The sequence below is a fragment of the Nocardia asteroides genome (assembly GCF_021183625.1).
Classification (GTDB): Bacteria; Actinomycetota; Actinomycetes; order Mycobacteriales; family Mycobacteriaceae; genus Nocardia; species Nocardia asteroides_A.
In genome coordinates this window covers 6678640-6703760 of the sequence record NZ_CP089214.1, presented here as the reverse complement: position 1 = coordinate 6703760, position 25121 = coordinate 6678640, and the positions used below count along the sequence as shown (strand labels likewise).

Annotated in this window: 23 protein-coding genes; 15 read left to right on the top strand and 8 right to left on the bottom strand. The window is 73.0% G+C overall.

The genetic code is table 11. The annotated features are described in order from the left end of the window. The first annotated feature begins 71 nt into the window (after window positions 1–71). From LTT61_RS31070 to LTT61_RS31045, 6 genes are all read left to right on the top strand, one after another. On the top strand, window positions 72–1703 hold the full coding sequence (locus tag LTT61_RS31070; RefSeq protein ID WP_233017563.1) for an ABC transporter permease: 1632 nt from the start codon (window positions 72–74) through the stop codon (window positions 1701–1703). A gap of 84 nt (window positions 1704–1787) precedes the next feature. After that, window positions 1788–3470 (top strand): threonine/serine ThrE exporter family protein, encoded by a 1683-nt coding sequence (locus LTT61_RS31065; protein ID WP_233017562.1) that lies wholly within the window; start codon window positions 1788–1790, stop codon window positions 3468–3470. A gap of 64 nt (window positions 3471–3534) precedes the next feature. Next, on the top strand, window positions 3535–4197 hold the full coding sequence (locus LTT61_RS31060; protein WP_233017561.1) for a heme oxygenase (biliverdin-producing): 663 nt from the start codon (window positions 3535–3537) through the stop codon (window positions 4195–4197). A 352-nt stretch (window positions 4198–4549) separates the two neighbouring features. Further along, window positions 4550–5605, top strand: a complete 1056-nt coding sequence (locus LTT61_RS31055; RefSeq protein WP_233017560.1) for an SDR family oxidoreductase — start codon at window positions 4550–4552, stop codon at window positions 5603–5605. A 63-nt stretch (window positions 5606–5668) separates the two neighbouring features. Next, the gene (locus LTT61_RS31050; RefSeq protein WP_233017559.1) at window positions 5669–6316 is read left to right on the top strand and encodes a TetR/AcrR family transcriptional regulator; all 648 of its coding nucleotides are present in this window, start codon (window positions 5669–5671) and stop codon (window positions 6314–6316) included. Continuing rightward, window positions 6313–7992: an FAD-binding dehydrogenase gene (locus LTT61_RS31045; protein ID WP_233017558.1), complete on the top strand. Its 1680-nt coding sequence runs from the start codon at window positions 6313–6315 to the stop codon at window positions 7990–7992. Before LTT61_RS31050 ends, LTT61_RS31045 begins: the two co-directional genes overlap by 4 nt. Window positions 7993–8090: 98 nt before the next feature. On the opposite strand, the gene LTT61_RS31040 is transcribed toward LTT61_RS31045, so the two are convergent. From LTT61_RS31040 to LTT61_RS31025, 4 genes are all read right to left on the bottom strand, one after another. Further along, entirely contained in the window at window positions 8091–8912 is an 822-nt protein-coding gene (locus LTT61_RS31040) for an IclR family transcriptional regulator (RefSeq protein WP_233017557.1), read from the bottom strand. Between the two features lie 130 nt (window positions 8913–9042). Beyond that, window positions 9043–9303, bottom strand: coding sequence for a three-helix bundle dimerization domain-containing protein (locus tag LTT61_RS31035; protein WP_233017556.1), 261 nt, complete (start codon window positions 9301–9303; stop codon window positions 9043–9045). Between the two features lie 140 nt (window positions 9304–9443). Next, window positions 9444–10511 (bottom strand): diacylglycerol kinase, encoded by a 1068-nt coding sequence (locus LTT61_RS31030; protein ID WP_233017555.1) that lies wholly within the window; start codon window positions 10509–10511, stop codon window positions 9444–9446. Between the two features lies 1 nt (window position 10512). After that, entirely contained in the window at window positions 10513–11304 is a 792-nt protein-coding gene (locus LTT61_RS31025) for an SDR family oxidoreductase (protein WP_233017554.1), read from the bottom strand. Window positions 11305–11414: 110 nt separating this feature from the next. On the opposite strand from LTT61_RS31025, the gene LTT61_RS31020 reads away from it, so the two are divergent. The 6 genes from LTT61_RS31020 (at window position 11415) to idi (ending at window position 19287) form a co-directional block, all read left to right on the top strand. Continuing rightward, on the top strand, window positions 11415–12281 hold the full coding sequence (locus tag LTT61_RS31020; RefSeq protein WP_233017553.1) for a helix-turn-helix domain-containing protein: 867 nt from the start codon (window positions 11415–11417) through the stop codon (window positions 12279–12281). Window positions 12282–12599: 318 nt separating this feature from the next. Then, the gene (locus LTT61_RS31010; protein ID WP_269821825.1) at window positions 12600–14021 is read left to right on the top strand and encodes a family 2B encapsulin nanocompartment shell protein; all 1422 of its coding nucleotides are present in this window, start codon (window positions 12600–12602) and stop codon (window positions 14019–14021) included. Between the two features lie 4 nt (window positions 14022–14025). Then, window positions 14026–16299 carry a terpene synthase family protein gene (locus LTT61_RS31005; RefSeq protein ID WP_233017552.1) on the top strand — a complete coding sequence of 758 codons (2274 nt, stop codon included), beginning with the start codon at window positions 14026–14028 and terminating at the stop codon, window positions 16297–16299. Continuing rightward, window positions 16296–17675 carry a family 2B encapsulin nanocompartment shell protein gene (locus tag LTT61_RS31000; protein WP_420094718.1) on the top strand — a complete coding sequence of 460 codons (1380 nt, stop codon included), beginning with the start codon at window positions 16296–16298 and terminating at the stop codon, window positions 17673–17675. The genes LTT61_RS31005 and LTT61_RS31000 overlap by 4 nt, the downstream gene beginning before the upstream one ends. A 35-nt stretch (window positions 17676–17710) precedes the next feature. Beyond that, window positions 17711–18742, top strand: a complete 1032-nt coding sequence (locus LTT61_RS30995; protein ID WP_233017551.1) for a polyprenyl synthetase family protein — start codon at window positions 17711–17713, stop codon at window positions 18740–18742. Beyond that, window positions 18736–19287 (top strand): isopentenyl-diphosphate Delta-isomerase, encoded by a 552-nt coding sequence (idi, locus tag LTT61_RS30990; protein ID WP_233017550.1) that lies wholly within the window; start codon window positions 18736–18738, stop codon window positions 19285–19287. Before LTT61_RS30995 ends, idi begins: the two co-directional genes overlap by 7 nt. On the opposite strand, the gene LTT61_RS30985 is transcribed toward idi, so the two are convergent. Then, window positions 19288–19653, bottom strand: coding sequence for a hypothetical protein (locus LTT61_RS30985; protein ID WP_233017549.1), 366 nt, complete (start codon window positions 19651–19653; stop codon window positions 19288–19290). Window positions 19654–19734: 81 nt separating this feature from the next. Between LTT61_RS30985 and LTT61_RS30980 the strand changes: the two genes are divergently transcribed. From LTT61_RS30980 to LTT61_RS30970, 3 genes are all read left to right on the top strand, one after another. Continuing rightward, window positions 19735–20370, top strand: a complete 636-nt coding sequence (locus tag LTT61_RS30980) for a maleylpyruvate isomerase family mycothiol-dependent enzyme (protein ID WP_233017548.1) — start codon at window positions 19735–19737, stop codon at window positions 20368–20370. Between the two features lie 252 nt (window positions 20371–20622). After that, entirely contained in the window at window positions 20623–21144 is a 522-nt protein-coding gene (locus LTT61_RS30975; protein WP_233017547.1) for a DinB family protein, read from the top strand. 74 nt (window positions 21145–21218) lie between these two features. After that, on the top strand, window positions 21219–21890 hold the full coding sequence (locus tag LTT61_RS30970; protein ID WP_233017546.1) for a PaaI family thioesterase: 672 nt from the start codon (window positions 21219–21221) through the stop codon (window positions 21888–21890). A 3-nt stretch (window positions 21891–21893) separates the two neighbouring features. Here the strand turns inward: LTT61_RS30970 and LTT61_RS30965 are convergent, their stop codons facing one another. Genes LTT61_RS30965 through LTT61_RS30955 form a run of 3 tightly spaced genes read right to left on the bottom strand, consistent with a single transcriptional unit; the run spans window position 21894 to window position 25103 of the window. Continuing rightward, on the bottom strand, window positions 21894–23060 hold the full coding sequence (locus tag LTT61_RS30965; protein ID WP_233017545.1) for a sulfotransferase family protein: 1167 nt from the start codon (window positions 23058–23060) through the stop codon (window positions 21894–21896). Between the two features lie 10 nt (window positions 23061–23070). Continuing rightward, window positions 23071–23946, bottom strand: coding sequence for an SDR family oxidoreductase (locus tag LTT61_RS30960; RefSeq protein WP_233017544.1), 876 nt, complete (start codon window positions 23944–23946; stop codon window positions 23071–23073). After that, window positions 23943–25103, bottom strand: a complete 1161-nt coding sequence (locus tag LTT61_RS30955) for a hypothetical protein (protein WP_233017543.1) — start codon at window positions 25101–25103, stop codon at window positions 23943–23945. The genes LTT61_RS30960 and LTT61_RS30955 overlap by 4 nt, the downstream gene beginning before the upstream one ends. Window positions 25104–25121: the final 18 nt, after the last annotated feature.

Here is a 25121-nt window from a genome sequence, read left to right as displayed (position 1 = left end):
GCGCGTCAGGCCCGCAGGCGGGAGCGGAGCGTAGCCACGAAGGGCCCGCGCTCATGCCCCATCGACACGGCATGAGCGCGCCGGGCCCGCAGGCGGGGGCCGTGCTGGCGCCGGGGCGGGCGGCCGATCTCACCGGTACCCGCCGGCTGTTCCTGCTGTACCTGCGCCGGGATCGGGTGATCGCACCGCTGTGGGCGCTGGTGATCGGGCTGATGCCCGCGATCCAGCTGGTCAGCGTCGAGGACCTCTACTCGAGCCCGGAGCAGCTCGAGCAGTTCGCCGCGACCACCGCGGCCAGCCCGGCGCTGCTCGCCATGTACGGGCCGGTGTTCGGGACGTCGCTCGGGTCGATCGGCACCTGGAAGGCGGGGGCGATGTACACCGTCATCGCCATCGCCGTCGTGCTCACCGTGGTCAGGCACACCAGGGTCGAGGAGGAGACCGGGCGCGCGGAGCTGGTCGGCGCCACCGGGATCGGCCGCTTCGCCGGGCTCACCGCGGCGCTGCTGCTCAGCGGCGGCGGGTCGCTGCTGGCCGGGCTGGTGTGCGCGCTGTCGCTGCTCGGCAGCGGCGAGCCACTCGCCGGGTCGGTGGCCTGGGGTGCGTCGCTGGCCGCCTCCGGGCTGGTCTGGGCCGGTATCGCGGCGGTCGCGGCGCAGGCAAGCACCGGCGCGCGGGTGGCCCGCGGCATCGCCTTCGGCGCGCTCGGCGCCGCCTTCGCGCTGCGCGCGGCAGGCGACGCGGGCAACGGCGTGCTCTCCTGGTTCTCCCCGCTCGGCTGGTGCCTGCAGATCCGCCCCTACGCCGGGGAGCGCTGGTGGGTCCTGCTGCCGCTGCTCACCCTCGCGGTCTTCGCGGTCGGGTTCGCCTACGCGCTGCTCGACCGGCGCGACACCGGCGCCGGGCTGCTCGCGGAGCGGCCGGGGCGTCCGGCCGCGAAGAAATCGCTCGCCGGCCCCTTCCGGCTCGCGGCCCGGTTGCAGCGCGGCGCGCTGCTCGGCTGGGCGGTCGGGTTCGCGCTCTACGGGCTGCTGATCGGCGGCGCGGTCGGCAGCGTCGGCGACATGCTCGGCGACAACGACTCGCTGCGCCAGATGATGGACCGGATGGGCGGGTCGTCGGCGCTGGAGGACTCCTTCATCACCTACGCGCTCACCCTGCTCGCCGCGGTCGCCGCCGCCTACTCGGTCTCGGCGCTGCTGCGGCTGCACGACGAGGAGGGCAGCGGCCGGATGGAGGCCACCCTGGCCGGCGCGGTGAGCCGCCCTCGGCTGGCCGCCGCGCACCTCACCTTCGCCCTCGGCGGCCCCGCCCTGCTGCTCTTCGTGGCGAGCGTCGCGATCGGGCTCGTCTACGCGCCGCAGACCGCCGACCCGGAGCACACCTTCGACGCGGTGGTCGGCGCGGCGGCGGTGCAGCTGCCCGCGGTCTGGGTGGTCACCGGGATCGCGACCGCGCTCCACGGGCTGCTGCCGCGCTTCGCCCCGTTCGCCTGGGGGGTGCTGAGCGCCATGATCGTGCTCTACTTCGTCGGCTCGCTGGACGCGCTGCCGCAGTGGGTGATGGACCTGGTGCCGTTCACGCACCCGCCGAAGCTGCCCGGCGGGGAGTTCACCGCCGAACCGCTGCTCTGGTTGCTCGCGATCGCCACGATTCTGGTTGCCGTCGGGGTGATCGGCTTTCGACGGCGTGATCTGCGCTGACACCGACCGGTCGGGGTGTGATGGGAGCCATTTCCGGCCGGGGGCGGATGCGAGCGCCGCGGTGCGGTGACTACCTTCGCGGGCATGGTGCGAGGAGTTCTTCCCGGATTCGGAGCCGCCCGCGATACGCGCGGCGCGGCCCGGCCCTTCCGCGCCGATGTCCTCGGTGGCGGATCCGCAGCGGATGCGCTCTCGCGCGGCGTCGGCGCCGACGAGACAGCGGGCGGTGCGACCGGCCGGAGCATCCAACACGGCTCCCGGCGCGCGCCGTGGCGCCGGCGCAGCCGGGTCTCGCCGGTGGTCAGCCAGGCGGTCGGCCTGCTGGTCGCGGACCGGCAGGCCACCGCCGACACCATCGTCTCCGCCCCCGCCCCGCTGCAACCCATCGACCTCGGCGACGACGCCCAGGTCACCGAGGTGCTCGACCTGGCGGTCCGGGTCGGCGAGGTGGTGCTCGCCTCCGGCACCGGCGTGATCGACACGACCACCCAGGTGCAGTTCATCGCCGCCACCTACGGCCTGGCCAAGGTCGACGTCGACGTCACCTACGACAGCATCCGGATCTGGGCCGACCGCGGCTCGCTGCTGCCACCGGCCAGCATGATGCGGGTGGTGCGGTACCGCTCGCTCGACTTCACCCGGCTCGCCGCGGTGGACCGGCTGACCCGCCGGATCCGCTCGGAGATCGTCTCCCCCGGCGACGCGCGCGCCGCGCTGGACGCCATCACCACCGCCCCGCACCCCTACCAGCGCTGGGCGGCGACCTTCGGCTGGTCGCTGCTGGCGGCGTCGATCGCGGCGCTGCTCGGCGCGGGCCCGATCGTGGCGCTGCTCGCCTTCCTGACCACGGCCGTCATCGACCGGACCAACCGGCTGCTGAACCGGTTCGGGCTCCCCTTCTTCTTCCAGCACATGGTGGGCGGGATGCTGGCCGCCGCCCCCGCGGTCGGGCTGGCCGCGGTGGCCGGGCCGCTCGGCCTCTCGGTGGATCCGACGCTGATCATCGCGGCCGGGATCACCGTGCTGCTCTCCGGGTTGTCGCTGGTCGGCTCGGTGCAGGACGCGATAACCGGGGCGCCGATCACCGCGGCGGCGCGGATGCTCGAGGTGGTCATGATGACCGGCGCGATCATCGCCGGGATCGCGCTGGCGCTGCGGGTCGGCGAGGTGATCGCGACCCCGGTGCTGCCGGTGGACATGAGCCCGCCGCGCGCGCTCACCGACCTGCCGGTGCAGATCGTCGCCGGTGCCGTCGCGGCGCTCGCCTTCGCGCTGGCCTGCTACGCGGAGCGGCGGGCGCTGGCCGCTGCGGCGTTCAGCGGGGCGGCGGGCACCATCTGCTACGTGATCGCCGGGCACATCGGCTTCGGCCCGGTCACCGGCTCCGGCTTCGCGGCCACCGTGGTCGGGCTGGCCGGCGGCCTCATGGCGCGCCGCGCGCTGACGCCGCCGCTGGTCGTCGCGGTCGCCGGGATCACCCCGCTGCTGCCCGGCCTGGCGCTGTACCGGGGGCTGTACGGGCTGCTCAACGACCAGCTGCTGCTCGGCTTCAACCAGCTCTTCGGCGCCATCGGCATCGGCTGCGCGCTGGCCGCGGGCGTCACGCTGGGCGAGTGGGTCGACCGGACCGTGCGCAGGCCGCGCATCCTGCGCCGCTTCGGCGCGCTGCGCAGGCCGATCGTCGTCCGGCGGCAGAAGATCTCGCTGCGGCGCAGGCGCGTAGCCGGGGTCGGCGACGCTGCTGCGGTGCGCGGATCCGCCCGGTAAAGTCGAGACGTCAATCAGGTCATCCGGCGGCCGCCGGGCGGCGAGTCGAGGTGGAGGCCCGCTCATGTCGGATACGGTTCCGTTCTCCGTTCAGATCCGTACCGCCACCGAGCGGCAGCACACCGAGGCGGAGAACTCCCGCTTCATGGCCGACATGCTCGGCGGCATGCTCGGCCTCGACTCCTACCAGCGCTACACCGGCCAGCTGTGGTTCGTGTACCGGGCGCTGGAGGGCCACTGGGACGAGCTCGCGGCCGACCCGGTGGCTGGTCCGTTCATCAAGCCCGAGCTGGCCCGCACCGCCGAACTCGAGCGCGACCTCGCGCACCTGGTCGGCCCCGGCTGGCGCGACGGCCTCACCGCGCTCCCGGCGACCGCCGCCTACGCCGCCCGCATCGACGAGTGCGCCAGGGACTGGCCGGCCGGCTACATCGCCCACCACTACACCCGCTACCTGGGCGACCTCTCCGGCGGGCAGGTGATCCGCGGAGTCGCCGAGAAGCTCTGGGATCTCCCGCACCGCGGCGACGGCGTGCGCTTCTACGTCTTCGAGGGCGTGCGGAACCCGGCCGCCTTCAAGCGCGAATACCGCGCGCTGCTGGACGGACTCGACCTCGACGACCTGGAGCGGCGCCGGGTGCTGGACGAGGGGCAGCGCGCGTTCTCGCTGAACACCGCGGTCTTCGCCGCGCTGGACGCCGAGTTCGCCGAGCGCAGGCTCTCCTGACACGAGATCGACAACTTTCTCGTAATCCCTTGCGACACTTGGTGATCACGCCTGCCCGGAGCCGTCTGGCGGAACAGATCACATTGCCCCGGGTGCGGGCTCACCATTACCATCGACTATCAGTCGGGACGACGACGTTCCACCCGCGGGGCCGGCGGGCAGATCTCCTGCCGCTACCCCGCACTCGGTTCCCCGAATGTGAGCTGCCCGGAAGCCGGTGTCGCACACCCCGTTACCTGTGTGACGCCGCACACGCCGGCTGATCCGTACCGTGCCCTGGGTCACAGGCACGCGGGGAACCATCGGAGGCACCGCCGCCTCCGCACGCACCCGAGCGGACCCCGGAGGAGTCATGGTTTCCTACATCGTCACCGGCGGCAGCGAGTTCCTGCGCGGGCGAGTCGTGCGGCGGCTACTCGACGCCGACGGCACCGCCGTCGTCCACGTGCCGACCGACCGCACCGGCGCCACCCTGCTCGCGCTGCCCGCCGGAATCCGGGTGCCGCAGCGCGACGTCCCCGCGGTCGACCACATCGTGCACCTCGGCCCGGCGAGCGCCGCCGCGGAGCAGGCGAACCACGTCACCGAGCTGCGCTGGACCCTCGCCTCGGCCGCCCGGCTCGGCGCCACGCTGAACTACCTCTCCTCGGTCGCCGTCGCGGGCGCGCACCCCGGCCGCTTCTTCGAGGACGACTTCGACATCGGCCAGTCGCTCACCTGCGCCGCGCACCGCCTCGCCTTCGCCGCCGAGGAGCTGGTGCGGCACGCGCGCGACGTGCACTGGCGGATCTTCCGCTCCGGCATCCTGACCGGCGACTCGCGCACCGGCGAGATCGACCGCGGCAGCGGCACCGCGCCCTTCCTCGCCGCGGTCGCCCGGCTCACCGGGCTCCCCGCCGAGCTGCCGGTGATCCTGCCGGACTGGGGCACCACCAACGTGGTCCCGGTCGACTACGTGGCCGCCGCGCTGGCCGAGCTGGTGCGCAGGCCCGGCCAGCACAGCCGCACCTTCCACCTGGTGAACCCGGCCAGGCAGGGCTTCGGCGAGCTGTACGCGGCACTGGCCCGCGCGGCGGGCGCCCCGCGCGCGATCGCGCTGCCCGGCAGCGGAATCCTGCTCGACCGGCTGGCCCGGCTGCCCGGCTACCCGCTGCTCCGCGACCACGTGCTCGACCTGCTCGGCATCCCCGCGCACGCCCCGGCCCAGGTCCGGGTGCCCGCCGAGTTCATCGACGACACCACCCGCGCCCGGCTGCGGAACACCGGCATCGCGGTGCCCGGCTTCGACAGCTACGCCGACCGGCTCTGGACGCACTGGCTGCGTGAGACCGAGACCGCCCCGCTCGCCCTGGAGACCATCCACCGCGTCGCCGCCCCCGCCCCGCGGCGCGTCCTCGCCGAGGTCTGAGCCCCGAACCGCTCTCGATACACCGACGTATCTGATACGTTCGTGTATCGAGAGTGAGGGGCGATGATGCCTGCGGTCGGCGGCAAGCGGGTCACGCGGCGGCGCGAGGAGACGCGCGCCCGGCTGCTCGCCGCCGCCTACGAGGTCTTCGCCGAGGACGGGTTCGGCCGCGCCACCGTGGAAAAGGTCTGTGAGCGCGCCGGGTTCACCCGCGGCGCCTTCTACTCCAACTTCACCTCGCTGGACGAGCTCTTCCTGGCCATGTGGGAGCAGCGCTCGGCCGCCATGGTCGCCGGGGTGGCCGCCGCCCTCGACGAGCTCGCCGCGGGCGCGGAGCCCGGCCTCACCGCCATGGTCGCCCGCTTCGAGCAGGCCGTCCCGGTCGAGGAGCCCTGGTACCGGATCACCGCCGAGTTCACCACGCACGCCCTGCGCAACCCGGCGCTGCGCCGGGTCACCGCCGCGCGCGAGGAGGCCATCGTAGCCGCGCTGATGCCGACCGTCGTCGCCGCGCTGGCCCGCACCGGCCGCGCCGTCCCCGACCCCGCCGCGCTCGGCCGCGCGCTGGTCGCGGTGCACGACGGCACCAGCCTGCAGATCGTGCTCGCCCCCGACGATCCCGCGGTGCGGCGCGAGCGCACCGAACTCTTCCGGCGGGTGGTGCTCGCCTACAGCACGCCCCGCCGGACCACAACGGAAGGAAATCCATGACATCGATCGGCAGCGACCCCGAGGTCATCGTCGTCGGAGCGGGGCTGGCCGGCCTCGTCGCCACCTACGAACTGACGCGGGCCGGGCACCGGGTGCGCGTGCTCGATCAGGAGAACCGGGCCAACCTCGGCGGGCAGGCGTTCTGGTCGCTCGGCGGGCTGTTCCTGGTCGACACCCCCGAGCAGCGCAGGCTCGGCATCTCCGACTCCTACGAGCTGGCGCTGCAGGACTGGTACGGCTCGGCCGGGTTCGACCGGGCCGACGAGGACCACTGGGCGCGCCGCTGGGCCGAGGCCTACGTGCGCTTCGCCGCCACCGAGAAGCGCGAGTACCTGCGCGAACTCGGGCTGCGGGTGACACCGCTGGTCGGCTGGGCGGAGCGCGGCGGCGCGCTCGCCGACGGCCACGGCAACTCGGTGCCGCGCTTCCACCTCACCTGGGGCACCGGCCCCGAGGTGGTGCGCGTCTTCCTGGAGCCGGTGCTCGAGGCCGAGCGGCGCGGGCTGGTGACCTTCGAGTTCCGGCACCGGGTGGACGAGCTGCTGGTCGCCGACGGCAGCGTCACCGGGGTGCGCGGCAGCGTGCTCGAGCCCAGCGAGCTGGAGCGCGGGCAGGCCAGCTCGCGCGAGGTCACCGGCGCGTTCGAGTTCAGCGGTAAGGCGGTGGTGGTGACCTCCGGCGGGATCGGGCACAACCACGACCTGATCCGGCGCAACTGGCCGACCGAGCGGCTCGGGAAGTGCCCGGAGACACTGATCTCCGGCGTGCCCGCGCACGTGGACGGCCGCATGCTCGGCATCGCCGAGGCCGCGGGCGGGCGGATCGTGAACCGGGACCGCATGTGGCACTACACCGAGGGCATCGTCAACTGGGACCCGATCTGGCCGGACCACGCCATCCGCATCATCCCCGGCCCCTCGTCGCTCTGGTTCGACGCCGACGGCAAGCGGCTGCCCGCGCCCTGCTTCCCCGGCTTCGACACCAACAGCACCATGAAGGCGATCCTGGCCGGCGGCCACGACTACTCGTGGTTCGTGCTCACCCAGTCGATCATCGAGAAGGAGTTCGCGCTCTCCGGCTCCGAGCAGAACCCGGACGTCACCGGCAAGGACCTCAAGCTGGTGCTGAAGAGCCGGGTGGCCAAGGGCGCGCCGGGCCCGGTGGAGGCGTTCAAGAAGCACGGCGTCGACTTCGTGGTCGCCGATACGCTGCCCGCGCTGGTCGACGGCATGAACGCCATCGCCCGCGGCCCGAAGCTCGACCACGACGAGCTGGAGCGCCAGATCGTCGCCAGGGACCGCGAGATCACCAACAAGTTCACCAAGGACGCCCAGGTCATGGCGATCCACAACGCCCGCACCTTCTTCGGCGACAAGGCCGGGCGGGTCGCCAAGCCGCACCGCATCCTGGACCCGGAGGCGGGGCCGCTGATCGCGGTCCGGCTGAACATCCTCACCCGCAAGACGCTCGGCGGGCTGCAGACCGACCTCGATTCCCGGGTGATCGGCCCGGACGGCGGTGTGCTGCCCGGGCTCTGGGCCGCGGGCGAGGTCGCCGGGTTCGGCGGCGGCGGGGTGCACGGGTACAACGCGTTGGAGGGCACCTTCCTCGGCGGCTGCATCTTCTCCGGCCGCTCGGCCGGGCGGGCGATCGCCGCGGAGCTCTCGCGGGGCTGAGACCGGGGCGGCCGGCCGCGGGACCTGGGTCGGCACTGTCCCGCCCGCCGCCGCGGCCCGGGCAGCCCGCGGCGACGTTGTCGGGCGATCAGCGCGGGTCAGTAGCGGGCCGGGGGTTGCGGGCGCAGGGTGCGCGCGCAATCCTGGGCGACCTCGACCAGCAGCCCGGCCAGCCGGGCGGTGTCGAGCGCGGGCAGCTCGGCGCCTGCCCGGACCGACAGCGAGAGCGCGGCGACCACCGCGCCGCGGGTGCGCACCGGCACCGCGACGCAGGTGACGCCGGTGAAGGACTCCTCGCTGTCCACCGCGACGCACTGCCTGCCGCGGATGCGGGAGAGCTCGCGGTTCAGCTCGACCCGGTCGCAGATGGTGCGCGGGGTGAGCCGGGGCAGCGGCTCGCGCGCCGCGGCGACGACGCCGCGCTCCTGGGCCGCCAGCATGGCCTTGCCGAGCGCGGTGCTGTGCGCGGGCATCCGGCCGCCGAGCCGGGTGGGCAGCGTCGAGCCGGAGCGGCCGACCTTGTCCAGGTAGAGCACGTCGCGGCCGTCGAGGACGCCGAGGTGGCCGACCATGTCGGCGCGGTGCGCGAGATCGTGCAGCAGCGGGCTGACCGCCTCGCGCACCTCGTTGTGGTCGGCGGCGAGCCCGCCCAGCTCCAGGGTGCGCGAGCCGAGCCGGTAGCCGCCCGGGGCGTGCGCCAGCCAGCGCAGCTTGATCATCTGGTCCAGGATGCGGTGCACCGTCGAGCGCGGCAGCCCGGTGCGTTCGCACAGCTCGACCAGGGTGAGCGCGGGCGAGGCGGCGTCGAAGGCCTCCAGGATCAGCGTCATCCGCTCGATCATGGACACCGGCGCGGTGGCGGGGCAGCGGCCGATCGGCCTGGCCGCGTGGTCCGCGTGGGGTAGCGCGTCGACCGTCATCACACATCCTCCAAAGACTGGCGGCACCAGCTTAGGGGGATTCCCGTTGTGCACACGCCATTCCAGGCGGTTCCCGGGTGTGACGTGTCACAACGTCCGGTGCGGCGATCGGGCAGCTACCCCGCGCGGGTCAGGATTCCGCGCGCTCGGTCTCGGCCGCGTCCTGCAGCTGCTCGCGGGTGTTGCGCTCGGCGAGCAGTGGCAGGAAGGTCTCCACGGTGGCACCCTCGGCGACCTCCTCGTAGGAGTCGTGCAGGGCGCGCTCGATCGTCGTCTCGTCGGCGACGTCGCCGTACTCCTGCTCCAGGCGGTGCGCGGCGGCCCGCAGCGCGAGGTCGGGGTCGAGGGTGGGGTCGTGCTGCGGGGGCGGGGCGATGTGCTCGTCGCTCATCGGAGACTCCTCGGTGTGCGGGTTCGGCACGGCACGGTTACCCGTGCCGTTCGTCCGATTACCCGGCGGGCCGGGGTGGGACACCGCGCCCCGGGTGAACACCCGGCACCGCTCCGGTTAACAGCGGTGCCGGGCGCGGGTCAGCGCGCGGCGGGCGCGGTGATGAGCGGGATGTCGAGCGCGGTCAGGATGCCGGGGGCGGCGGCGACCACCGCGGGCACCGCGTTCACGATCCGCATGGCGGTGCCGACCAGGGTGGCGTAGTTGTGGTCGCCGTTGCGGCTGGAGGCGACCAGGTCGAGGGCGTACGACGGCTCGCCGGTGATCCGCACCTGGTAGCAGCCCTCCGGGTGGGTGGGCTGCGGCCACTCCGGGCACAGGTCCCCGCGCAACCGGGTGACGTGCTCGAGCACCGTGACCACCCGGTCCCCCACCATGCCGCGCACCTCGAAGCGCAGCGCCGCCGCGCTGCCCGCCGCGATGTGCCCGGTCGCGATGTCGAACGACTCGGGTGCGGGCGCGCGCTCGTAGGTCTCGGTGACGGCGTCCAGCTCGACCCCGATCCCGGCCGCGAGCTGCCGGACCACGCTCCCCCAGGCCAGCGAGAGCACGCCGGGCTGCAGCAGCATCGGCGTCTCCTCCAGCGGCCTGCCGAACCCCATGATGTCGACCATGACCGCGCGGTTGTCGTAGCTGGCGTAGTCGACGATCTCCAGGCAGCGCACCTGCTCGACGGAGAGGCAGGTGCCGGTGAGCGCCAGCGGCAGCAGGTCGTTGGCGAAGCCGGGGTCGATGCCGTTCACCCACAGCGTGGCCCCGCCCGCCGCGGCCGCCTCCTCGATCGGGCGCAGCAGGTCGTCCGGCAGGACGCCGTACGGGTACTGGAAGAAGACCGGTGCGCAGGCCACGACGTCGACCCCGGCGCGCAGGATCGCCGCCAGCTCCTGCACCGCATCGAACAGGCGGTTGTCGGTCATGGCGCAGTAGACGACGCAGTCCGGGTTCGCCGCGAGCAGCGCGGCGGTGTCGGTGGTGGCGGCGACGCCGGACGGATCGGGCAGCCCGGCCAGGGTGGCGGCGTCCACCCCGGCCTTGGCGTCGGAGCTGACCCGCACGCCGACGAGTTCGAGGTCGGGGTTGGCGATGATGCCGGCCAGGGCGTGCCGCCCCACGTTGCCGGTGCCGAAGAGCGCTACGCGAAGTGTCATGTCAGAGGTCCGCAATCGGGAGTTCGAGGTTGGGGGTGATCAGCCCGCCGTCGGCCTCCAGCACCTTGCCGGTGAGGTAGGCGCCTGCGGGCGAGGCCAGGTAGACGGCGGCGGCGGCGATGTCCTCCGGGGCGCCGAGCCTGCGCAGCGGGGTGTGCTTCTCGATCTCGCCGCGCATGCCGGGGTCGTTCGCCACGAACTCCAGCGCCGAGGTGTGGATGGCGCCGGGGGCGATGGCGTTCACCCGGATGCGCGGGTTCAGGTCGAGCGCGGCCAGCCGGGTGTAGTGCGCGAGCGCGGCCTTGGCGGTGCCGTAGGCGGCGAAGGCGCGGCCGGGCAGCCTGCCCATCGTGGAGGTGATGTTGATGATCGAGCCCTCGCCCGCGCTCTCCAGGATGTGCGGGACGGCGGCGCGGGTGAGCGCGTGCGCGGTGCCGACATTGAACTCGAAGGCCGCGGTCAGCGCCTTCGGGGTGAGGTCGAGCAGCGGGGTCGGCGGGGCGCCGCCGACATTGTTGACCACGATGTCGAGCCGGTCGAAGCGGGCGACCGCGGCGTCCGCCAGGCCGGCGACCGCGTCCAGGTCGCGCAGGTCGGCCGGGACGACGTGCGCCTGCCTGCCGCGCGCGGAGACCCGCTCGGCCACCTCGTGCAGCTGGTCCTCCGTGCGCGCCGAGATGAGCACGTCCGCGCCCGCCTCGGCGAAGGCGATCGCGATGGCGGCGCCCAGCCCGCGGCCCGCACCGGTGACGACGGCGACCTTGCCGTCCAACCGGAATCTGTCGAGAATCATGACCCTCCTGTTGTCGAATATTCGACACTTATGCGACTAATATTCGTCATGGTACGAACCAGTGCGCGCGGATCACAAGGGTTCGCGCGGAATCCGGTCTGGAGGCCGCCGTGGATCGCTCGCCCTCGCCGCCGACCCGGCGGGTGCTGGACGTGCTCACGCTGCTCGCCGACGCGCCGGAGGCGCTACCGGTGGCGGCGGTCGCGGACCGGCTCGGGCTGGCCCGCGCCACGGTGACCGCCATCCTCGCCGAGCTCGACGCGGCGGGCTGGGCGCAGCGCGACGCCGAGCGGCGCTACCGGCTCGGCCCCGCCCCCGCCGCGCTGCTCGGCGCCGCCCCCGACGCCGGCGTCGCCGCGGCGCTGGCCGCGCTGGTGGCGCGCACCGGCGCGGGCGCGACGCTCTCCCGGGTGGACAGCGACGGGATCACCGTGCTCGCGGTGCGGCACGGGCCGGACCGGGATATCGCGGGCGTCCCGCTCGGGCACCGCATTCCGATCCGCTTCCCGGTGGGCGCGGCGGTGCTGCCGTGGCGGCCCAAGGCCGAGCTGCGGCGCTGGCTCGCCACCGCGCCGGACGCCGAGCGCGCGGCGGCGCTGCCGGAGCTGGTGCGGGCGCGCGGGGTCGCGGTGTTCGGTCCGCGCGCCGAGGACGCCAACACAGTCGAGCTGCTCGCCGACCTGCTCACCGCGCTCGGGCCGGAGATGCTGGAGCCGCGGCTGCGCACCCGCACCCTGCGCGGGCTGAGCGAGCTCACCGGCAGGCCCTACACCGCCGCCGACCTGGACTCGGCCCACCCGCTCCCGGTCAGCTACCTGGCCGCGCCGGTCTTCGCCGGGGACACCGCCACGCACGAGGTGCAGCTGGGGCCGCTGCGCTCGGCCGTCACCAGAGCCGAGCGGGACGCCTACGTGGCGGCGACAATCACTGCCGCACAGCAGATCAGCGCTGTGCTCGGCGGCGCGCGCCGCCCGTGAAACAGCGGGATATCGTGCGACACAGCGGTTCGCGCCGTCCCGTCGGCCGTGTCGCGCGCGATCGGTCGTCCCCCGGAATGTTTCCGCGCCGCTGAGCCGCGCCACGGCTTCCCCGCGTGGGTATCGGCAAGATCATCGGTCTGGAAATCAACGGAAAGCTGTTCCGCATCAACATTTTTCGGCACTGGCGGGCACCGGCCGATCTCAGCTACCATTGCGAGCGCACCATTCAATAACCGGGGGATTGCTGCTCTAGCCCTCCGTTTTCGCTCGGACGCCATCTGCTGACGCACGCACACCGCGAAACGAGAAGAGCTCATGACTGAACTGGCTGAACCTGTGTCCGGAATCGATGAGGCTCCGCAGCTGAGCCTCAGTACCGACGCCGCGCGAAATCTCGCGACCACCACCAAGTCCACTCCGCAAATGCAGGGCATCACCTCTCGGTGGCTGCTGCGGTTGCTGCCGTGGGTGCAGGCGGACGGCGGCGTGTACCGCGTCAACCGCCGGCTCACCTACACCCTCGGCGACGGGCTGATCACCGTCTTCACCACCGCAGGCACGACGAAGGTGCTCGCGCCCGAGCTGCGCGAGCTGCGCTACCTGCGCGATTTCGGCGACGAGGCGGCGCTGCAGGCGCTCGCCGACCGGTTCGTCGAACGCCGGTACGAGGCAGGCGAAGTCATCGCCGAGGCCGGGCGCCCGGCGGCCGAGCTGGTGGTGCTCGCGCACGGCAAGGCCGACAAGCGCGGCACCGGCCGGTACGGCGAGGAGACCAGCCTGGAGGTGCTCACCAGCGGCCGCTTCTTCGGCGAGCAGCTGCTCGCCGCGGACACCACGCCCACCGGCTTCACGGTCAGGGCCGTCACCCCGTGCACCGTGCTCACGCTCACCGAGCGGGCGCTGGCCGAGGCAGGCGACCGCATCGACGCGCTGCGCGAGCACGTGCGCACCGCCCGGCTGGCGGAGACGAGCCGCAACGGCTTCGCCAACCCGCACGGCGAGGCCTCGATCGACCTGATCTCGGCGCACCAGGGCGAGCCCCGGCTGCCCGGCACCTTCGTCGACTACGAATTGTCCCCGCGCGAGTACGAATTGAGCGTCGCGCAGACCGTGCTGCGGGTGCACAGCCGCGTCGCCGACCTCTACAACAAGCCGATGGACCAGATCGAGCAGCAGCTGCGGCTGACCATCGAGGCGCTGCGCGAGCGCCAGGAGGACGAGACCGTCAACAACCGCGAGTTCGGGCTGCTGCGCAATGCCGCCCCGCAGCAGCGGATCAGCACCCGCTCCGGCCCGCCGACCCCGGACGACCTGGACGAGCTGCTCGCCCTGGTCTGGAAGGAGCCGAGCTTCCTGCTCGCCCATCCGAAGGCCATCGCGGCGTTCGGCGCCGAGTGCAGCAAGCGCGGCATCTACCCGGCGACCACCGAGCTGAACGGGCACCGGGTGCCGTCCTGGCGCGGGGTGCCGCTGCTGCCGTGCAACAAGCTCGGGGTCTCCGCGACCCGCACCACCTCGATCATGCTGCTGCGCACCGGCGAAGCGGCGCAGGGCGTGATCGGGCTGCGGCAGACCGGGATCCCGGACGAGTACGAGCCGGGGCTGAACGTGCGCTTCATGGGCGTCGACGACCGGGCCATCATCTCCTACCTGGTCAGCACCTACTACTCGGCGGCGATCCTGGTGCCGGACGCGCTCGGCATTCTCGACGACGTGCAGCTCGGCGCCGAAAGCTGAGCCGGTGCAGCCCTTCGCACTGCCGGATTTCTACACCGCCCATCCGGCACGGCTGAACCCGCACGTGGAGACCGCGCGCACGCACACCAAGCACTGGGCCTTCGAGATGGGCATGCTCGGCGACTCGGTGGGCGGCGCGGTGGTCTGGGACGAGGCGAGCTTCGACGGCATGGACTACGCGGGGCTGTGCGCGTACACCCACCCGGAGGCCGACGCGGCGACCCTGGACACCGTCACCGATTGGTACACCTGGGTCTTCTACTTCGACGACCACTTCCTCGAACGGTTCAAGCGCACCGGCGATCTGGAGGGCGCGCGGGCCTACCTGGACCGGCTGGCAGGCTTCATGCCCGCCGACGGCGCCGCCGTGCCGGAGCCGACCAACCCCGACGAGCGGGGGCTGGGCGACCTGTGGGCGCGCACGGTGCCCGCGATGTCGGCCGGCTGGCGCGAGCGGTTCGCGCAGAGTACGAGGAACCTGCTGCTCGACTGCGTGTGGGAGCTGCGCAATATCAACACCGCGCGGGTGCCGAACCCGATCGACTACATCGAGATGCGGCGCAAGGTCGGCGGCGCGCCGTGGTCGGCGGATCTGGTGGAGTACGCGCGCGGCACCGAGATCCCGCCCGCGCTGGTCGGCACCAGGGCGCTGCGGGTGCTGAAGGACACCTTCGCCGACGCGGTGCACCTGCGCAACGACATCTTCTCCTACCAGCGCGAGACCGAACAGGAGGGCGAGGTGAACAACGGGGTCCTGGTGCTGGAGCGGTTCTTCGGCTGTTCGCCGCAGCAGGCCGCCGATATCGTCAACGACCAGCTGACCTCCCGGATGCACCAGTTCGAGAACACGGTGCTGACCGAGCTGCCGGTGCTCTTCGAGGAGCACGGGCTGGACGCGGCGCAGCGCGCGGCGGCGCTGTCGTACGCGCAGGGGTTGCAGGACTGGCAGTCCGGCGGGCACGAGTGGCACCTGCGCTCCAACCGCTACATGAACGCCGGTGCGCAGGCGCTGCCGCTGGGGCCGAGCGGAATCGGCACCGCGCTGTCCCGGCCCGGGTTCTGGCGCGGGCTGGCCGGCCCCGGCGGCGCGCGCAGCCACACCCCGGTTCCGTTCCGGAGTACCGGCCCGCTGCCGCTGCCCGAGTTCGACGTTCCCTTCGATCTCGGGCTCAGCCCGCACCTCGGTACCGCGCGGGCGGAGAGCGTGGAGTGGGCCGAGCGGGTCGGGTTCCACGATCCGCTGCCCGAGTTCGGCGGCAGGCGGCTCTGGACGCGGGCCGACACCGTCGGCTTCGATTTCGCGCTCTGCTCGGCGGGGCTGGACCCGGATGCCGATCCCGACGCGCTGACGCTGTCGGCGGAGTGGCTCACCTGGGGCACCTGGGGTGACGACTACTTCCCGGTCGCCTTCCCGGCCTCGGGCTCGGTGGGATCGATGGCGGCGGCCAAGGCCTGCGCCGCCCGGCTGGCGGAGTTCATGCCGCTCGCGCTCGACGCCGGGCCCGAGCCGGGCACTCCGCTGGAGCGCGGCCTTGCCGAGCTGTGGCCGCGCACCGCGGGGCCGATGCCCGCGGCCGCCCGCGCGACCTTCCGCGCGGCGGTGTGCTCGATGGTCGAGAGCTGGCTGTGGGAACTGGCCAACCACATCCAGCACCGGGTGCCCGACCCGGTCGACTACCTGGAGATGCGGCGGCGCACCTTCGGCTCGGACCTCACCATCGCGCTCTCCAAGCTCGCCCGCGGCGGCACCGTGCCGGAGGCGGTGTTCGAGTCGACGACCATGCGGGGTATCGAGCACGCCGCGCAGGACTACGGCTGCCTGATCAACGACCTGTTCTCCTACCAAAAGGAGATCGAGTACGAGGGCGAGCTGCACAATGCCGTGCTGGTGGTCGAGACCTTCTTCGGCTGCGGGCGGGAGCGGGCCGCCGCCGTGGTCGACGATCTGATGCGGGCCAGGATGCGCCAGTTCCAGCGGCTCGTCGCCGAGGAGCTGCCGGTGCTGTTCGAGCACCACCGGCTCGACAGCGCGGCCCGCGCCGCGGTCACCGGCTACATCGGCGAGCTGCGCGACTGGATCGCGGGCATCCTGCACTGGCACCGCGGCACCAGCCGGTACCGGCCGGAGAATCTGCGCTACCCGGTCGGGCACGCACCGGCGGGCGGTGCCCCGGCGGCGTCCGTCGGGGCACCGCGCGGGCTCGGCACCTCGGCGGCGCGGATCGCCGCCCGCCCGCGCTCCCGGCATCGGACCATCGAGGGAAGGACGGCTTCGTGAGCACTCCCGACACCACCCGCGCGGCACCGACCGCGCTGCACCCGGCCGCGGCGAGGGCGCTGGCGACAACGACCAAGTCGGTGCCGCAGATGCAGGGCAGCACGCCGCGCTGGCTGCTGCGCATGCTGCCCTGGGTCGAGGTGGACAGCGGCACCTACCGGGTGAACCGGCGGCTCACCTATACCGTCGGCGACGGCCGGATCACCTGCACCGCGGTCGGGGGTGAATACCGGGTTGTGCCGATGGAACTGCGGGAACTCAGGGCGCTGCGCGGGCTCGACGACGACGCGCTCCGGCAGCTCGCGGGGGCGTTCCGGCAGCGGGAGTACCAGCCGGGCGAGACGCTCTGCGAGTTCGGCAACGAGCTCGACGCCGTGCACGTGATCGCGCACGGCCGGGTCACCGTCGACGTCCCGGACGCCTACGGCGCGCGGGTCCGGCTGGAGGTGATCGACGCGGGCGCCCACATCGGCGCCGAGCTACTGGCCGGGGCGCGGCCGATCTGGGAGTTCACCGCCACGGCCGAGACGGCGTGCACCGTGCTGTCGCTCCCGCGCGCCCGGTTCGATCCGCTCCGCACCGAGATCCCCGGCCTGGCAGGCCATCCGGCCGACCTTCGGGAGGCGGCCGGTACCGACAGGTTCGGCCAGGCCGCCATCGATCTCAGCGCGGGCCACGACGGCGAGCCTGCCGTCCCCGGCACCTACGTCGACTACGAGCCGCGGCCGCGGGAGTACGCGCTCAGCGTGGCGCAGCTGCGGCTGCGGGTGCACACCCGCGTCACCGACCTCTACAACAAGCCGATGGACCAGCTGGAGCAGCAGCTGCGGCTCTCGCTGGAGGCGCTGCGGGAGCGCCAGGAGCGCGATCTGCTGACCCACCCCGGCTACGGGCTGCTGCACAATGTGGCCCCGTCGCAGCGGGTGGTCCCGGCCACCGGGCCGCCGACCCCGGCGGACCTCGACCGGCTGCTCGCCCGCCGCCGCAAGACCGCGTTCTTCCTCGCGCACCCCCTGGTCATCGCCCAGTTCGGCCGGGAGTGCACCGCGCGCGGCATCTACCCGGAGCCGGTCGAGGTCGAGGGCAGGCGGGTGCAGGCCTGGCGCGATATCCCGTTCCTGCCCTCGGACAAGATCCCGATCACCCCCGCGCGGACGAGCACCGTGCTCGCCATGCGGATCGGCGAGCGCGACGACGGGGTGATCGCGCTCCGGCAGACCGGGCTCCCGGACGAGTACCGGCCGGGCATCTCGGTGCGCTTCAGCGGCATCGACGACCACGCCGTCGCCTCCTACCTGATCAGTGCCAACCACGCCGCGGCGGTGCTGGTGCCGGACGCGCTCGGCGCGCTCACCGATGTGCAACTGAGTCTCTGACACTCCATCCCTGCGAACCGATCAGGACACCGCTCATGACCCGGGAAATCGCCAAGGATCACCACACCGACGTGCTCGCCGACAGCCGCGCGGCGTGTGCGGCCACCCTGCAGGCCGCCGTCGACGCCATGCCGCCCACGATCCGCCACATCGCCGGCTACCACTTCGGGTGGTGGGACCGGGACGGGCTGCCCGAGCGGCACACCGGCGGCAAGGCGCTGCGGCCCGCCTTCGTGCTGGCGGCCTGCACCGTGACCGGCGGCGAGATCGCGAACGCGCTGCCCGCCGCCGCCGCGGTGGAGCTCGTGCACAACTTCTCGCTGCTGCACGACGACGTCATGGACCGCGACACCACCCGCAGGCACCGGCCGACCGCGTGGACCGTCTTCGGCATCGGGCCCGCGATCCTGGCAGGCGACGCGCTCGCCACCCAGGCCTTCGCGCTGCTCGCCGGGACCGCGGACGCCAGGGCCGCCGCCGCGGCCGAGCTGCTGAACCGCGCGGTGCTCGAGCTCGTCGAAGGGCAGTGCGCCGACCTGAGTTTCGAGCGCCGCCGCGATGTCACCGTCGCCGAGTGCCTGGCGATGACCGATCGGAAGACCGGCGCGCTCTTCGGCTGCGCGGCCGAGCTCGGCGGGCTCTTCGGTGCCGCCGGGCCGGGTGAGCTGCTGCGGCTGCGCGAGATCGGCAGCCTCGTCGGCCGGGCCTTCCAGCACGTCGACGACCTGCTCGGGATCTGGGGCGACGCGCACAGCACCGGCAAATCGGTCTACTCCGATCTGCGCAGCCGGAAGAAATCGCTGCCGGTGGTCTTCGCGCTCGCCGCCGGAACGGCCGAGGCCACCGCGCTCGCCGCGCTCTACCACCGCGACGAGCCGCTCGACGACGCCGAATTGCGCACGGCGGCGGAGCTCGTCGCGGCCGCGGGCGGGCGGGACTGGAGCCGGAGCCAGGCCGCCGAGCTGTGCGAGCGGGCGAGGACGATGATCGCGGAGCTGAGCAGCGATCCGGCGGCCGGTGCGGATCTGGACGCGCTCGCGGCGCTCGCCGCGGACCGGACATGGTGAACGACGCCGCGCCGACCGGCCGGGAGGCGCTGCCGATCGAGCTGGTCGACGCGGCGGGGGCTGCGGTCGGCACCTGCTCGGTGGCGCGGGCGCACCGCTCCCCCGGCATGCTGCACCGCGCCTTCTCGGTGCTGCTCTTCGACGCCTCCGGGCGGGTGCTGCTCCAGCAGCGCGCGGCGGTGAAGACCCGGTTCCCGCTGCGCTGGGCCAACACCTGCTGCGGGCACCCGGCGCCGGGGCAGCCGGTGACCGAGGCCGCGGGCATCCGGCTCCGCGAGGAGCTCGGCCTCGGCGCTGCGCTCCGCGAGGCCGGCGCCTTCACCTATCGGGCCGCCGACCCGCGCACCGGGCGGGTCGAGTTCGAGTACGACCACGTGGTCGTCGGCCCGCACGCGGGCGATGAACCGCACCCGGACCCGGCGGAGGTCGCCGACTACGCCTGGGTCGAGCCCGGGCAGCTCGGACGCGACCTGCGGGAGCACCCGCAGCGGTACGCGCCGTGGCTGGGCGGGGTGCTCGAGCTCGCCCTCGTGGCACCCCGCTGATCAGTCGTCGCGGTCGAGCCGGGCGATCTCGGCGTCGAACCGGGCCAGCGCGTCGTCCATGACGTCGACCGCGGACTCGAAGCCGCCGAACCCGTCCAGCATGCCGGTGAGTTCGTCGCGGAGCGCGCGCATCTCCGCGACGGCCGGGTCGATCCGCGACCAGGCGACGGTGCGGTGCCACCACGCCTCCCCGTCCAGCCAGGACGCCAGGACGTCGCGGACCAGCACGGCGTCCGCGGTGAAGAGCTGGTAGCGGTCGCCGCCGTCGCCGTGCTCGAGCTCGTACATCCCGTCCGGCAGCCACCGGGCCAGGATGTGGTCGGCGCCGCGGCGGAGCTCGAGCAGCGGTGCGCGGTTCTCGGACACGAACCCGAGTGTCGCAGACACCGATGACTCCGGCGGCCGGGCACCGTCTCCACTCTGCAGAGCGACCCTGAAGGGAGACCTATGTCCGACACCGAGGTGCGCGCCGCCATCGCGGCCGAGCGCACCGAGCTCGCCGAGCTGCTCGCCGGGCTCGACGCCGCGGCCTGGGAGGCGCCGACGCTGTGCGCCGGCTGGCGGCCGCGCGAGGTACTGGCGCACATGACCATGGCCTACCGCCTCTCGCTACCGCGCTTCGCGCTGGACATGGTGAAGGCGCGCGGGAACTTCAACCGGATGTCCGATCGCCGGGCCCGCGCCGATGCCGCCGCGCTGACGCCGGAGGAGCTGGTGGCGAGCCTGCGCGACAACGCCGGCCATCCCTGGAAGCCGCCGGGCAGCGGGTACGAGGCGACGCTGGCGCACGAGGTGATCCACGGGATGGACATCACCGTCGCGCTCGGATTGCCGCGCCGCGTTCCGATCGAGCGGGTCGCGGTCGTGCTCGCGGACACCAAGCCCCAGCAGGTGAGCTACTTCGGCACCGACCTGTCCGGGGTCGAGCTGCGCGCCGACGACCTGGACTGGAGCCTGACCGGGGACGCCCCGGAGTCGGTCGTCTCCGGGACCGCCCAGGACCTGCTGCTCGTGCTCTGCGGGCGCAAACTCCCCGCCGGGCGGCTCGCCGGGGAGCAGGCTTCCCGGTACGAGGCCGGATAGCGCGGCCCGCCCTGCCCGTGCGGGTGCACTCGGTCCCGCGGGTGCACTCGGTCCCGCGGGTGCACTCGGTCCCGCGGGTGCACTCGGTCCCGCGGGTGCACTCGGTCCCGCGGGTGCACTCGGTCCCGCGGGTGCACTCGATCCTGCGGGTGCTGGACCGGCGGGCGGCTCCGGCGTCGCTGGCGCCGAGCGCGCGGGGCCGTGGCACACCATCGCTCGCGGGCCGAGCGCGCCCGCACTACCGTCACCGGCGTGACGTGGACAGCACCGGCCGTCGAGCGCGACCCCGTCCCGCCGACCGGCACCGAGGCGGCGCAGCTGCGCGCGCGGCTCGCGCGCCAGCGCGCCACCCTGCTCGACCGCTGCGCCGGGCTCGACGGCGAGCAGCTCGCCCGCCGGGCCGTCCCACCGTCGACCCTCTCCCTGCTCGGGCTGATCCGGCACCTCTCCGAGGTGGAGCGCGGCTGGCTCCGCACGACCGCCGCGGGCGAGCGCCTCGGCTACCTCTACTGCGCCACGGACAACCCGGACGGCGATTTCGACGATGCCGACCCGGCGAACGCCGCGACCGATTTCGCGACCTACCACCGGGAAACCACGGCGGCCGACCTGGCGGTCGAACATCTCGCGCTCGACCACGACGGCCACCATCCGATCACCGGAGAGCCCTACTCGCTGCGCTGGATCTACCTCCACCTGCTCGAGGAGTACGCCAGGCACAACGGCCACGCCGACCTGCTCCGCCAGTGCGTCGACGGCCGCACCGGCAGCTGAACCCGGTGTGCCGCTGCTCACCTCTGCCGCTCCCACCTGCGAGGCGACCATCCGGTTACCGTTACCGTGAGGGGATGAACGAACAGCGGCTCGACCCGGCGCTGCCCAGCGCCGACCACCACGCAGGCGGCTTCCGGCCGATGGTCGAGCTGATCGAGGCGAACGCGGCGGCGGACGCGGCGCGGCGCGGCGGCGAACTCTACGGCGACTTCATCGAACAGGTCCGGCTGCTCATGGACCGGGCCCGCATGGCCGACCCGGGCGACGAGCTCTCCCAGCACATCATCACCCAGCTGACCAAGCTGAACGACGAGCTGGCCGGCGCCGCGGTGGACGAGTGGTCGCTGCCCAACTGGACCCGCAACGACCTGCCCTCCCGCGGCAACCTGACACTGCCGCCCTACCAGATCGACTCCGCCGACGCGACCGGCGTGCACGGCCGCATCGTCTTCCGCGCCTTCCACCTCGGCGGCAACTCGGCCGCGCACGGCGGCCACATCGCGCTCGGCTTCGACGACCTGCTCGGCATGGCCGCCGCGCTCACCTCCGGCGCGATCACCCGCACCGCCTCGCTCACCGTCGACTACCGCGCCATCACCCCGCTCGACCGCGAACTGAACCTGCACGCGTGGACCGAGCGGCAGGAGGGCCGCAAGGTCTACGTCCGCGCCACCCTGCACGACGGCGACCGCCTCTGCGCCGAGGCGCACGGCCTCTTCATCGTCCTGAAGCCGGGCCAGCAGTAGCCGTTATCCGGGGAAGTGCGCGGCGCGGTACTCCGCGAAGCGCTCGTCCACCTGCCCGGCGGTGAGGCCGTAGTCGTCGAGCGTGTACCGGTGCTGCGGGCGGGCCGCGCCGGAGGTGCTCGCGTTGTGCAGCGCTGTCATCTTCTGCTCCGCGGCGGGGGTCAGGTCGATGCCGAAGTGCCGGTAGATGCCGCGGACGGCGGCGAGCGGGTCGGCGACGAAGTCGTCGTAGTAGACGTCGATGAACTGCGCCTGGTCGTACGCGGCCCGATCGGCGCGGAAGGTGTCCGCGCCGCGCGCCCACAGCTCGAGCTGGGTGCTGCCGACCACGTCGCCGCGGAACTTCTCCGACCACCCCGCGCTGGCTTTCTCGTTCAGGCTGCAGACCGAGGCGATGATGGTGCTCGGCTCGCGGTGCAGCTGCACGACCAGGGCGTCCGGGTAGACGGCGAAGAGGGCGTCGAGGGCGAAGAGGTGGCTCGGGTTCTTGAGCACCCAGCGCTGTTCGGCGTTGGGTAACCCGATGAGCTGCAGGTTCTTCCTGTGCCGTCGGTAGGCCGAGGTCCAGTCCTGGCCGCGCAGCCAGTCGGAGTAGGTGGGCAGGTAGGCCAGGCACTCGTAGGAGATGGACATGGCGGACTGGCGCAGCAGCTGCCAGCACTCCTCGACCTGGTCGGCCGAGATGTGGTGCACGCCCATGAACTCGGGATGCTCCACGTGATGTTTCTCGTACCCGGCCGAAATGCCCTGGTACACCGGGTTGCTCGCCCAGGTGTCGCGCGGCGGGCGGGGCTGCGGCATCTCGGTGAGCCACATCTCCAGCCCCTGGTGCATGGGGTCGGCGGTGAGCAGCCGGTGCACCGCGGTGGTGCCGGAGCGCGGCAGCCCGGTGACGAAGATCGGGCGCTCGACCGGCACCTGCGCGTGCTCCGGGTACTTCTGCCAGGCACTCTCGCTGAGTGCCCGCGCGATCAGCCCGCCGCGCAGCAGCGCCCGATTGATCTTGTTCCCCCATGGGGTCAGCTCGGCGTCGGCGGCGTACGACTCCAGCAGCACCGCCAGCCCCGCGCGGTAGTCGTCGGCGCCGAAGTCCTCGAGCCCGATCACCTTGGTCGCCGAGGCGTGCAGGTCGTCGATCGTGCCGATCTCGGCACGGCCCATCGTGGTCATGGCAGTGCTCCTAGTGGTGGAATTCGCCGGCGTTGACGTCGAGACAGGCGCCGGTGACGATGCGGGAGAGCGGGGAGGCGAAGAAGAGCACCGCGTCGGCGATCTCGTCCGGCTCCGGCAGTTTGCGCAGGTCGGTGCTCTCCGCGGTCTCCGCGTAGACCTCCTCGTGGGTGATCCCGCGCTCCTTGGCCTGGTAGTCGAAGTACCACTTCAGGTTGCCCGCGTAGATGTAGCCGGGGGCGACCGAGTTCACCCGGATGCCCTGCGGCCCGAGCTCGGTGGCCAGGCTCTGCGCCAGCGCCAGCAGGCTCGCCTTCGCCATCTTGTACGGGCCGAAGGTGCGCCTGGAGTGCCGCAGCACCGCCGAGTTGATCATCACGACCGAGCCGCTCGTCGCCGCGAGCGCGGGCACGAAGAGCCTGGTCAGCCGCAGCGCGCCGAGCACATTGGTCTCGAACCCGGCGCGCACGCCGTCCAGCTCGACGGTGGCGAGGTCGGTGATCGGCGGGATGGCGAAGGCGTTGTTCACCAGGGCGTCCACCCGGCCGAGCTCGTCCACCGCGGTGCGCACCAGGTTCTCGGCGGCGGCCTCGTCGGTGATGTCGGTCGGCACGACCAGGGCCTTCCGGCCGATCTCGCGCACCTCGGCGGCGACCTTGTCCAGCCGCTTCTCGGTGCGCGCGGCGAGCACGACATCCGCCCCGGCCAGCGCGGCGCGCACGGCGATCGAGCGGCCGAGGCCGGGGCCGATCCCGGAGACGACCACGACCTTGCCGGTCAGCAGCCCGGCGCCGCCGAGCGCGGCAGTTGCCGCCGCATCGTGTCCGGGCTGCGCCCCCGCGGCCGGCGAACCCGGCCCGGGAACGGCGGAACTCGCCCCGCTCATCCCAGCATCCGATCCGCGTGCGTGCGCTGCCGGAAGGCGATCCGCTCGCGCCACTGCTCCGGGGTCACCCGGGCCTCCTCGTAGTAGGGCAGCTTCTCCGGGAGCTCGTCGAAGGAGACGAGCTGCACCTCGGGCCCGTCCTCCGGCTTCAGGTCGCGGGCCAGCCGCTGCCAGCGGAACTGCAGGTAGCCGCGGTCGTGGCCGGTGCGCTCGACCCAGTTGGCCAGCCCGGGGTCGCGCTCGCTGATGACGAGCCGGATCTTGCCGTCCGGGTCGACCCGGGACTGGTCGGCGTTCAGGCTGGTCTGGTGGTTGATGTAGTCCAGCGAGAGGTACCAGATGGTGCCGAGCTGGAAGCCCTGGTAGGGCGCGTCCGACTTCGGCACGGTCAGGATGAGCACCTGGTCGTCGGTGAGGTCGTAGTGGCCGACCGAGGAGAACTGGGTGGAGAGCCCGCCGGGGGTGCGGCGCGGCTCGGTCATCGTGTTGACCGGCAGGTTCAGGTAGAACCACTCCGGGAAGGCGAGGAAGGTGCGCAGCCGGGAGGTCAGGTTCCTGGCCGCCACCTCGTACCGCTTGGCCAGCAGCTCGCGGGTGAGCGCGGGCGGCGCCTCGCCGACGGTGTCCACCCGCTCGATCCGGATGGTGCCGGGCCGCTCGGACCAGTCGCCGTAGACCTCGCGCACCGCGAGCATCGACGAGTCCTCGGCGAGCTGCACGTAGCCGGGGCGGGCCGGGCCGGGGCCGAAGCGGAGCTGATAGCTGCCGTCCGGGGCGATGTCCAGCTCCCGGTCGTCGAAGGCGGTCTGGCTGTCCGGCACCTCGGCGGGGGTGTAGTTGCCGTTCAGCACCTGGAAGCTCAGGTCGCGGGTGCTGCCGCGGACCCCGCTGACCAGGTACTCCGCCCCCGGGCGGAGGAAGGCGTGGAAGTAGAGGGTGTCCGGGTTGTCCAGCCCCATCTTGGTGTAGGGGCCGGTGGACCTGGCGAAGAACGGGAAGTCGCGGTCGTAGGCCCAGGCCAGCTGGAGCGCGGCGCGAATGCTGCCGCCCAGGTAGTCGAAGCCCTCGACGAGGTCCTGTTCGGTCTTCACCTGCGCGGCCGAGGTGATGATCTCCTCCGCCTCGGCGATCGCCTCCGCGAACGGCTTGCTGAGCACGTTGCCTCCCGGTCGTGT